Source organism: Aeromonas lacus (assembly GCF_000764665.1).
Taxonomy (GTDB): Bacteria; Pseudomonadota; Gammaproteobacteria; order Enterobacterales; family Aeromonadaceae; genus Aeromonas; species Aeromonas lacus.
Genome location: NZ_JRGM01000150.1, coordinates 117,647 through 128,978 on the forward strand (window position 1 = coordinate 117,647; position 11,332 = coordinate 128,978).

The following is an 11,332-nucleotide window of genomic DNA, read 5'->3' on the forward strand; positions in this document are numbered from 1 at the left end:
ATGGACTACTTGCCCATCTTTTGCCGACTCGACAACAAACCCGTGCTGCTGGTCGGCGGCGGCGAGGTAGCGGAGCGCAAGGCGCGTCTGCTGCTGGATGCCGGTGCCCAGCTCACCGTGGTCGCGCCCGAGCTCGACCCCGAGCTGGCAGAACTGGCTGCCAACGGCAGCATCGAGTGGCTGGCCGGTGAATTCGCACCGGCACAACTGACGGGCAAGTGGCTGGTAGTGGCCGCCAGCGATCGGCGCGAGGTGAACGCCCTGGTCTACCATAGCGCCAATCAGGCGCGGATCTTTGCCAACGTGGTGGATGACCCGAAACGCTCCAGCTTCATCATGCCATCGATCATCGACCGCTCGCCGCTGATGGTGGCCATCTCCTCCGGCGGCAAGGCCCCGGTGCTGGCTCGCTTGCTGCGGGAAAAACTCGAAGCCCTGCTGCCGCAACATCTGGGCGCCGTGGCGACCTTCGCCGGCAGCCTGCGGGAGCGGGTCAAGGCCCGCTTCGCCAGCATGGGCGAGCGGCGCCGCTTCTGGGAACGGCTGCTCGGGGCGGACCGGCTCGGGCAGGCACTGGCACGGGGCGATAGCGCCTCTGCCAATCAGCTGGCCGACAGCCTGTTTGCCGACGAGAGCCAGACCGCTGGCGAGGTGGTGCTGGTGGGAGCCGGCCCCGGCGATCCGGGCCTGCTCACCCTGCACGCCCTGCGCCAGATGCAGCAGGCGGACGTGGTGGTCTATGACCGGCTGGTCTCGGACGACGTGATGGCATTGGTGCGCCGAGATGCCAGGCGCATCTTCGTCGGCAAGCAGGCGGGCAACCACTGCGTGCCCCAAGAGGGAATCAACCAGCTGTTGCTGGAGGAGGCGAAGAAGGGGCAACGGGTGGTGCGGCTGAAGGGGGGCGACCCCTTTATCTTCGGCCGTGGCGGCGAGGAGCTGGAGACGCTGGTCGGCACAGGCATCGGCTTTCAGGTGGTGCCCGGCATCACCGCGGCCAGCGGCTGCGCCGCCTACGCCGGCATTCCGCTCACTCACCGCGATCACGCCCAGAGCGTCCGTTTCGTCACCGCCCACGGCAAGGGGGGCGCCCGGGATCTCGACTGGCCGCTGCTGGCCAAGGACAAACAGACGCTGGTGTTCTACATGGGGCTTTCCAGTTGTGCCACCATCCGCGAACAGCTGCTGGCCCACGGTAAGCAAGGCAACACCCCGGTGGCGCTGATCGAGCGCGGCACCCAACCCTGTCAGCGGGTCATTCGCGGCACCCTCGATGAGCTGCCCGCGCTGGCGGTGGGGGTCGAGAGTCCGACCCTTATCATGGTGGGCTCGGTGGTGACCCTGGCCGACCAGCTCGCCTGGTTTGGCGCGGCACCACAGGCTCAGCAAGCCCTCGCCTGACCATTTGAAGGTGTCCGTCACCCGATCCCGGCTGAATAACCCTCTCACCGGGATCGGGCGATGGCCATGGCTGGCAATCTGTGAGCATTGAAACGAGCTGAAGGGATCAACCCACTCGTCATAAGTGAAAGTTGGGTCATTAACGAAAAATCCATAAATTAAATTTATACCGATCCCTTCCCCCCCCCCCAAACCGCCCTCCCCCTGCCATTGCGCCTGCGCCAAGCAGTTGGCCGATCTCTGCCGGATAAATCTCTGCACCACTGCGCACCGTCATAACCTGTTGTTTTAAGTCTGGTATCCTATGGCTATTCGGCCCCATGGCCACCAGCTCAGGAACCTCTCCATGTCTCTTCCCATCAAAAACAGCGCCAGGCAGCGTGCGGAAGACAGATCCCGCATTCTCACCCTGCTGCTGCGCGATGACGCCCTCACCGACAGCCTGCTCGATCCGCTGGCGGTGCAGGATGCCGAACAGCGCGACCAGACCAGCGAGCTGACCCGGCTGGTCAACAGCCTGCCCGCCGCCGATATCGCCGATGCGCTGGAGTCGCTGCCGCCGGATGAGCGCCATGTGTTGTGGGCGCTGGTGAGTGAAGAGAAGCGCGGCCAGACCCTGGTCGAAGCGTCGGAGACGGTGTGGGACAGCCTGATCAGCGGCATGAGCGACAAAGAGCTGCTCGATGCCCTGCGCACCCTGGATATCGACGATCAGATCTATCTGGGCCAGTATCTGCCCCGCAACCTGATGGGACGGCTGCTCACCTACATGGCCCCCGCCGACCGGGATCGGGTGCGCGAGATGATCCGCTACGGCAAGCATACCGTCGGCGCCATGATGGATTTCGAGATCATCACCATCCGCCCCGAGGTGACGCTCGCCACCGTGCAGCGCTATCTGCGCCTGCGCGGCAAGATCCCCGCCAACACCGACAAACTGTTCGTCATCGACCGGCGCAACCACCTGCTGGGGGAGCTGCCGCTCACCACAGTGCTGCTGCACAAGCCGGACACCCGGGTGAATGCGGTGATGGAGCAGGACCCGGTCACCTTCGATCCGGAGGATAACGACGAAGAGGCCGCCCGCACCTTCGAGCGAGATGACCTGCTCTCCGCCGCCGTGGTGGATGGCAAGGGCAAGCTGATGGGTCGCCTCACCGTCGAAGAGGTGGTGGATCTGGTCTATGAAGAGAGCGACACCGACCTGCGCCGGATGGGGGGTATCAGTGAAGAGGAGGATGTATTCGCGCCTGTCTCCAAGGCGGTCAAGACTCGCTGGGCCTGGCTTGCCATCAACCTCTGCACCGCCTTTGTCGCCTCGCGGGTGATCGGCCTGTTCGAGCACACCATCTCGCAACTGGTGGCGCTGGCGGCCCTGATGCCCATCGTCGCCGGGATCGGCGGCAACACCGGCAACCAGACCATCACCATGATAGTGCGCGCGCTGGCGCTGCAGCATATTCAGGCGGGCAACCTCTCCTTCCTGCTGCTGCGGGAACTCGGGGTAGCGCTGATCAACGGGCTGGTGTGGGGTGGCACCATGGGGGTGGCGACCTTCCTGCTCTATCAGGATGCGGCGCTGGGCGCCGTGATGACCCTGGCCATGGTGCTCAACCTGCTGGTGGCGGCGCTGATGGGGGTCATTATCCCCATGACCATGAACCGGCTCGGCCGCGACCCGGCGGTGGGGGCCAGCGTGATGATCACTGCCATCACCGACACCGGCGGCTTCTTTATCTTCCTCGGCCTCGCCACCCTGTTCCTGCTCTGACCCTGCACAGGCAAATCCCCTCCTCTCCATATAAAAAACCCCGGCATAGCCGGGGTGAAAACGGAGAGGAAAACATTTGGACGTCATTACGGCTGCTTGCCAGCCACCAATCCCCGCATACCTGCTGTTCAGGCTGACAGCATGCGGCGATCCTCGTACTCAGGATTACAGTTCCTTGCCAACGCGTAATATCGAGAGCCGTAATGAATCACCGCTGAATTTAATGGAGAGATCACGCGGCCGTCGAATGGAGATCTGTAACCAACCATTACAGGCGAGCGAAATAGACCGAATAAAAGGCCGCTGACCTCCCGCCCGGCAAGGCTGGCCACAGTATGTAGCCATAAAAAACAGGCCCACCGAAGTGGGCCTGCTGTTATCTGGGTGGTCGGGAATATCGCGCCAAAGGGCGCTACTCCCGCTCCTTCACATAGGGTGTACCAAGCGCTTTGGGCGCCACCGCGCGGCCGATAAAGCCGGCCAGCAGGAACACGGTCAGGATGTAGGGCAGTGCCTCAATGGCCTGTACCGGGATCGGGAAGTCACCGATGGTCACCCCTTGCAGACGGATGGCGACCGCATCGAGGAAGCCGAACAGCAGGCAGGCTGCCATGGCGTTCCAGGGGCGCCACTTGCCGAACACCAGTGCCGCCAGCGCCATAAAGCCCTTGCCCGCACTCATGTTGGGGATGAACTGGGCCGTCTGGGCTACCGCAAGATAGGTGCCACCGATACCGGCCAGCAGGCCACCGATGATAAGCGCGGTGTAGCGCATCCGCACCACAGAGATACCGGCGGTATCGACCGCAGCCGGCGCCTCGCCCACCGCCCGCAGCCGCAGACCGAAGCGGGTACGGAACATCACCCACCAGGCCAGCGGTACGCAGGCGAACGCCACGTACTCCAGCAGGGAGTGGCCGCTCAGCAGCTCGCTGTAGAGCTGGCCAATCACCGGCACATCGTAGAGCTCCTTGGCATAGGGGAAGTCGATGGGAGCGAAGCGGGCATCGCCGGAGAGCGCCGGCGTCTGGCCACCCTGATCGAACCAGTAACGGCCCAGCGTCACGGTCAGACCGGCCGCCAGAATGTTGATGGCCATGCCGCTCACCACCTGATCACCGCGGTGGGTGATGGTGGCAAAGCCGTGCATCAGGGCAAACAGCACCGAGATAGCAATCCCGGCACCCAGTCCCACCCAGGCGGAACCGGAGACCGCTGCCGCCGCACCACTGGCGAACGCCGCCGCCAGCAGTTTGCCTTCCAGCGCAATGTTGACCACCCCGGAGCGCTCGCAGAACATGCCGGCCATGGCGGCCAGAATGAGGGGCGGGGCAGTACGGATAGTGGCATCCAGCATCAGGATCAGAATTTCAAACATGATCAGGCCCCCTTAACTTGCGCAGAGCGGTTGGCAAACGCCAGATAGAGCTGCTCGATGCGCGGACGCATCATGTGCTCCAGTGCGCCGCAGAACAGGATCACCAGACCCTGCAGCACCACCACGATGTTGCGGTCGACACCGAATTCGAAGCTGAGCTCGGCGCCCCCCTGATAGAGGAAACCGAACAGCAGGCTGGCGATGATGACGCCGACCGGGTGGTTGCGCCCCATCAGCGCCACCGCGATACCGGTGAAGCCGAACCCTTCCACGAAGTTGAGCTTGATCTGGTGCAGCTCACCCTGCAGCACGTTGAGGGCGAAGAAGCCCGACAGCATGCCGGAGATCACCATGGCCAGGATCACCACCTTGGGATAGGAGATACCGGCATAGGCGGAGGCACTCTGGCTGGCGCCGACAGAGCGGATCTCGTAGCCCCAGCGGGTGTGCCAGATAAAGACCCATACCAGCGCCGCACAGATCAGCGCCCAGAAGAAGCTGATGTTGAGCGGGCTGTTCGGCATCTCGACGCCAAACAGGCTCGCCAGCCCGGTCATCTTGGGCAGCCAGCTCGCTTCGGCAAACACCCGGCTCTCGGTCGCCATCGAACCGGGCGGCTTGAACACCTCCACTAGCAGATAGGCCATCAGCGAGGCGGCGATGAAGTTGAACATGATGGTGGTGATAACGATGTGGCTGCCGCGCTTGGCTTGCAGCCAGGCCGGAATAAAGGCCCAGGCCGCACCGAACAGACCACCGGCAACGATGGAGAGCGGCAACAACAGGGAGAATGGCAGCACATCGCCGAGGATCAGACAGACCAGCCCCACACCCAGACCACCGATATAGGCCTGACCTTCGCCGCCGATGTTGAACAGACCGGCGTGGAAGGCGACCGCTACCGACAGACCGGTGAAGATAAAGCCGGTTGCGTAGTAGAGGGTGAAGCCAAACCCTTCACCGGTGCCGAACGCGCCGTACCACATAATCTTGGCGGCATCGACCGGGTTGATCTCGAGGTAGTAGAACAGGATGGCCGACACCAGGAAGGCCAGCAGGATGTTGACCGCAGACACGACGCCCACGGAGACCCAGGCAGGAATACGTACTTGGCTCATCAGTGGGCCTCCTTGGCAACTTCATCCGGCACTATGTTAGCCATCATCAGGCCGATAGTGCGCTCGTCCGCTTTGGCGGCATCCAGCTCGCCGACGATGCGACCGTCGGCAATAACCAGAATGCGGTCAGAGAGACTCATGATCTCGTCCAGTTCGACCGAGACCAGCAGCACGGCCTTGCCCTTGTCGCGCATGGCGATGATCTGCTGGTGGATATACTCGATGGCGCCGATGTCGACCCCGCGGGTCGGCTGGCCGATCAACAGCACATCCGGGTCCTGCTCCACTTCACGGGCGATCACCAGCTTCTGCTGGTTGCCACCTGAGAAGTTGGCGGTCTTGTGGTCGGGATGGGGCGGGCGCACGTCCCACTTCTCCATCTTGGCCTGGCAATCCTGCTGGATCGCCTCCTTGTTCTGCAGCCACCCCTTGTTGTATTGCGGACGGCGGTGATAACCGAGGATAAAGGCCTCTTTCGCCTCGAAGCGGTTGATGAGACCCATCTTGTGGCGATCTTCCGGCACATGGCCGAGACCGAAGTTGCGCACCATCTCGGGATCGGCCGCCTGCTCGGCGCTCACCTTGTGCACGCCGCTGCGGCTGCTGATGGTAAAGCCGCCCTTGCTCGGCTTGATGATGCCGCCAAGCAGGCTGAGCAGCTCGGACTGGCCGTTGCCGGAGACCCCGGCGATGCCGACCACTTCACCGGCGCGCACCTCGAAGCTGACCGATTTGACCCGCTCCACCTTGCTGGCGTCGAAGTAGCTGAGCCCCTCGACCTTCAGCTTGGCTTCGCCCGGCTCGGTCGGCCCCTTGTCGACCTTGAGGCGCACCTTGCGGCCCACCATCAGTTCGGCCAGCTGCTCCTTGTCGGTATCCCTGGTGGCGACATGCGCCACCATCTCGCCGCGGCGCATGATGGAGACCTGATCCGTGATAGCCAGGATCTCGCGCAGCTTGTGAGTGATGAGGATGATGGTCGCCCCCTGATCCCGCAGCTTCTCCAGCACCTTGAACAGGTGATCCGCCTCTTGCGGGGTGAGTACCCCGGTCGGCTCGTCGAGGATCAGGATGCGGGCACCGCGATAGAGCGCCTTGAGGATTTCGACCCGCTGTTGCAGGCCCACCGGCAGATCTTCCACCTTCTCGTGCAGTGGCACTTCGAGACCATAGTCCCGCGCCAACTCGCCGAGCAGCTTCTCTGCCGACGCCACGCTCTGCTGAAGGTGCCAGCCATTTTCAGCGCCGAGGATGACGTTTTCCAAAACCGTAAAGTTGTTCACCAGCATGAAGTGCTGGTGCACCATGCCCACGCCTGCGGCAATCGCATCTTGTGAACCGTGGGGTTTGAAAGGATTCCCGTCGATGAACATCTCGCCTTTATCGGCATGGTAGAAGCCGTAAATGATGCTCATCAGGGTGGATTTACCGGCGCCGTTTTCGCCAACGATGCCGTGAATACTGCCTTTCCGAACCTTAAGGTCGATCAGCTTGTTGGCGTACACTTCGCCGAACCGCTTATCGATACCTCTTAATTCGATGGCATAGCGATCTGTCTGGTCCATGATGCAGCCCTGCGTTTCATGAAATAAGACTGTAAAAACCGGCCCGTGCGGGCCGGTCGGTGCGTTGAGAGTCGTAGCAGCAACTATCTAATTAGTATTTGCAGGTATTGTCGCTCATGTAGTCATGAACCTTGACCTTGCCTGAAATAATCTCGGCCTTGATGGCATCCACCTTGGCTTTCATCTCCGGAGTGATCAGCTTCTCGTTGTCCTTGTCGAGCGCCCAATCCACACCGCCTTCGGCCAGACCCAGGTTCTTGATCCCCGGTTTCCACTGGCCTTTGGCCGCGTCATCCCAGGTTTGGTAAGCAGCCAGACCCACAGACTTGACCATGGAGGTCAGCATGGTGCCCGGTTGCAGGTGGTTCTGGTTGGAGTCTACGCCGATGGCAAACTTGCCGCTGTCCTTGGCTGCCTGATAGACACCGATACCGGTACCGCCGGCTGCGGCGTAAACCACGTCAGCACCCTTGGCGAACTGGGACTTGGCCAGCTCGGCACCTTTGGCCGGGTCAGCAAACGCGGCCGGGGTGGAGCCCGCCATGTTCTGGAACACTTCGATCTTCGGATTGACGTACTTGGCACCCTGCTCGTAGCCACACTCGAACTTGCGGATCAGCGGGATGTCCATGCCGCCCACGAAACCGACCTTGCCGGTTTTGGAGGCGATGGCAGCCAGTGCGCCCACCAGGAAGGAACCTTCATGCTCCTTGAAGATGACGGACTGGACGTTCGGCTTGTCGACCACCATGTCGATGATGGTGAACTGGGTTTTCGGGAATTCGGTCGCAACCTTCTCTACCGCAGAACCCATGTTGAAGCCGACCGCCACGATCGGGCCGTTGCCACGGCTGGCCAGACGACGCAGACCCTGCTCACGCTGGGCTTCGTTCTGGGGCTCAAACTCTTTGACCTTTACCCCTTTGTCCTTGTTGTAAAGCTCGACGCCGTTACGGAACACGGCTTCGTTGAATGATTTGTCGTACTTGCCCGCGGTGTCATAGATCACGGCCGGCTCGGAAGCAGCCTGAGCAGAGAGAGCAGCGAGAGTGAGGGAGGCCACGGTGGCCAGTTTGAGCACTTTAGTCACGATCGTATCCTTGATTGTTATTAAGTGAGGGAACTTGCTTGCCCGCCGCAGCGGGTCATCTAGCACGCAGGGTTACTCTAAGTCAGCCCCGGTGCGGGTCAAGCAAATGATAAGGGAAAAACGTTTGCGTTAACGGTTTGAATTATAAGCAAATAACCTTATAAGCAGTTGTTTTTTAGCTACTTTTCAGTTGTTTATGCTGACAATTCAGAGACCCAAACGACATTTCTCTTATTGTTCAATTGGTTACTCTAAACCGTTTTCCCCGGTTGGGCATCTGCCCCACCCATCGCCCCGTGATCCGGCTCGCAAAATAACCGCGCGGCGCACCATCCGGCCGCTGGCTACAGCTGGAAACCATCCCCCGTCCGCCGTCATTTTGCCGACCAGAAACCGGCGCAGCCGCCCTGCCCGACTCCCCTCGCCAGCCCGCCGTGCGGAGTTTGCAGTTGGTCTGACGGGGGGATGGCCGTATAATCCCCGCCTGTATAAATAAACAGGAGTGGTGATGGACGTTTCAACCCTGCTCGACGGGCTCAACGACAAGCAAAGAGATGCCGTTGCGGCGCCCCGTAGCAATCTGCTGGTGCTGGCCGGTGCCGGTTCGGGCAAGACCCGGGTGCTGGTGCACCGCATTGCCTGGCTGATGCAGGTGGAACGCTGTTCACCCTTCTCCATCATCGCGGTCACCTTTACCAACAAGGCGGCGGCCGAGATGCGCGGCCGGGTCGAGAAGGTGATCGGCGACGGCGTGCGCGGCATGTGGATCGGCACCTTCCACGGCATCGCCCACCGTTTGCTGCGGGCCCACCATCTGGATGCGGGCTTGCCGCAGGATTTCCAGATCCTCGACTCCGACGACCAGTACCGGCTGATCCGCCGGGTGCTCAAGGCGCTCAACCTCGACGAGAAGCACTGGGCCCCGCGCGCCGTGATGGGCTACATCAACGGCAAGAAGGACGAGGGGCTGCGCCCCGGCGACATCGACCTCTACGGCGATCCCGTCACCCGCACCTATCAGCAGATCTACAAGACCTATCAGGAGACCTGCGATCGCTCCGGTCTGGTGGACTTCGCAGAACTCTTGCTGCGCGCCCACGAACTGTGGCTGAACAAACCGCACATCCTCGAGCACTACCGCGACCGCTTCCAGAACATCCTGGTGGACGAGTTCCAGGATACCAACGGCATCCAGTACGCCTGGCTGCGGATGCTGGCGGGCAACAGCGGCAAGGTGATGATCGTCGGCGACGATGACCAGTCCATCTACGGCTGGCGTGGCGCCAAGATCGAGAACATCCAGCGCTTCCTGACCGACTATCAGGGGGCCGAGACCATCCGCCTCGAGCAGAACTACCGCTCCACCGCCAATATCCTCAAAGCGGCCAACTGCGTCATTGCCAACAACGCCGAGCGCCTTGGCAAGGAGCTGTGGACCGAGGGGGCCGAGGGCGACCCGATTTCGCTCTACGCCGCCTTCAACGAGGTGGACGAAGCGCGCTTCGTGGTCGGCCGTCTCAAGGATTGGAAGGAAAAGGGCGGCCTGCTGGCCGACTGCGCCATCCTCTATCGCTCCAACGCCCAGTCGCGGGTGCTGGAAGAGGCGCTGATGCAGGACGCCATGCCCTACCGCATCTACGGCGGCCTGCGCTTCTTCGAGCGGCAGGAAATTAAAGACGCCATGGCCTACCTGCGTCTTATCAACAACCGTGGCGACGACGCCAGCTTCGAGCGGGTAGTCAACACCCCGACCCGCGGCATCGGCGATCGCACCCTCGAGATCCTGCGCGGCAACGCCCGCGATCAGGGGCTCAACCTGTGGCAATCGGCCAAGGGGTTGCTCAACGACAAGGTGCTGACCGGTCGCGCTGGCAACGCGGTGCGTGGCTTTGTCGATCTGATCGATGCGCTGGAGGAACAGGTCGGCATGCTGCCGCTGCACCAGCAGGCCGATATCGCCATCCAGAACTCCGGCCTCAAGGCGATGTATCTGGCGGAAAAAGGGGAGAAATCCCAGGCGCGGGTAGAGAACCTGGACGAACTGGTCACCGCCTGCCGCCAGTACCAGCGCCCGGACGAGCTGGAAGATATGAGCGATCTCTCCGCCTTCCTCGCCCACGCGGCGCTGGAATCCGGCGAGAATCAGGCGGACGAATATGCCGACGCGGTACAGCTGATGACCCTGCACAGCGCCAAGGGGCTGGAGTTCCCGCTGGTGCTGCTGGTCGGCGTGGAAGAGGGCATGTTCCCCAGCCAGCAATCGACCGAGGAGTCGGGCCGGTTGGAAGAGGAGCGCCGCCTCTGTTACGTCGGCATGACCCGCGCCATGGAGAAGCTCTACATCTGTTATGCCGAGAGCCGCCGCATCTACGGCCGCGAGATGTTCCACAAGCCGAGCCGCTTTATCCGCGAAATGCCCGCCGAATGTCTGGAAGAGATCCGGCTGCGCACTCAGGTCAGCCGCCCCACCCAGTACGGCCGCTTTAGCCAGAACGAGGTGCAGCAGAGCTTCGACGCCAGCGGCATCAAGCTCGGCCAGCGGGTGCTCCATCCGAAATTCGGGGAAGGAATCGTGCTCAACTTCGAAGGGGTCGGCCAGCAGAGTCGGGTGCAGATCCAGTTCGACGACGTCGGCGCCAAGTGGCTGGTGACGGCGTATGCCAGACTGGAAGCGCTGTGATTATTCTCGCCTTTTGATGCAACCAACCCGGCTTAGGCCGGGTTGGCTTTTATATAAAACAAATTAAATAAGAGGCAATTGTGATTTTATACATTATCTCAACAAGCACAGAAAAATAACTAAGCTCAAGTGGGTTTATTATAAAATACTGCTATTTTAATTATGGCAGCCTTTAGGAAAATGGCCACAAGCAACGCTGAGAAATATGATAACAACAATAATGCCGCCCATAGCGGATTATTTCCAAACACATAAAACACCAAAAAAGAAAAACAAGCAGAAAACACGAAATTCCATTTTAGCCTCAGGTTTAAAATGCAGCTCAACAC

General features: G+C 61.3%; 8 protein-coding genes. 3 read left to right on the forward strand and 5 right to left on the reverse strand.

All coding sequences use genetic code 11. The features are described from left to right. Together cysG and mgtE are read left to right on the forward strand one after the other, a co-directional pair. Positions 1 to 1,401, forward strand: a complete 1,401-nt coding sequence (cysG, locus tag LG31_RS0117380) for a siroheme synthase CysG (protein WP_033115671.1) — start codon at positions 1 to 3, stop codon at positions 1,399 to 1,401. A 346-nt stretch (positions 1,402 to 1,747) separates the two neighbouring features. Beyond that, entirely contained in the window at positions 1,748 to 3,172 is a 1,425-nt protein-coding gene (gene mgtE, locus LG31_RS0117385) for a magnesium transporter (RefSeq protein WP_033115672.1), read from the forward strand. A 412-nt stretch (positions 3,173 to 3,584) separates the two neighbouring features. On the opposite strand, the gene LG31_RS0117390 is transcribed toward mgtE, so the two are convergent. From LG31_RS0117390 to LG31_RS0117405, 4 genes are all read right to left on the reverse strand, one after another. Beyond that, entirely contained in the window at positions 3,585 to 4,550 is a 966-nt protein-coding gene (locus LG31_RS0117390; RefSeq protein ID WP_033115673.1) for an ABC transporter permease, read from the reverse strand. Between the two features lie 2 nt (positions 4,551 to 4,552). Beyond that, positions 4,553 to 5,668, reverse strand: a complete 1,116-nt coding sequence (locus tag LG31_RS0117395) for an ABC transporter permease (RefSeq protein WP_033115674.1) — start codon at positions 5,666 to 5,668, stop codon at positions 4,553 to 4,555. Continuing rightward, positions 5,668 to 7,233 carry an ABC transporter ATP-binding protein gene (locus LG31_RS0117400; RefSeq protein ID WP_033115675.1) on the reverse strand — a complete coding sequence of 522 codons (1,566 nt, stop codon included), beginning with the start codon at positions 7,231 to 7,233 and terminating at the stop codon, positions 5,668 to 5,670. The genes LG31_RS0117395 and LG31_RS0117400 overlap by 1 nt, the downstream gene beginning before the upstream one ends. 91 nt (positions 7,234 to 7,324) lie before the next feature. Beyond that, positions 7,325 to 8,323: a BMP family lipoprotein gene (locus tag LG31_RS0117405; protein ID WP_033115676.1), complete on the reverse strand. Its 999-nt coding sequence runs from the start codon at positions 8,321 to 8,323 to the stop codon at positions 7,325 to 7,327. A 508-nt stretch (positions 8,324 to 8,831) separates the two neighbouring features. Here LG31_RS0117405 and uvrD point away from each other — a divergent pair. Further along, complete coding sequence (gene uvrD, locus LG31_RS0117410; protein ID WP_033115677.1) at positions 8,832 to 11,003, forward strand: DNA helicase II; 2,172 nt, start codon at positions 8,832 to 8,834, stop codon at positions 11,001 to 11,003. 125 nt (positions 11,004 to 11,128) lie between these two features. Here uvrD and LG31_RS21685 read toward each other — a convergent pair. Then, on the reverse strand, positions 11,129 to 11,332 hold a 204-nt coding region (locus tag LG31_RS21685; RefSeq protein WP_238567534.1), incomplete at its 5' end, for a hypothetical protein.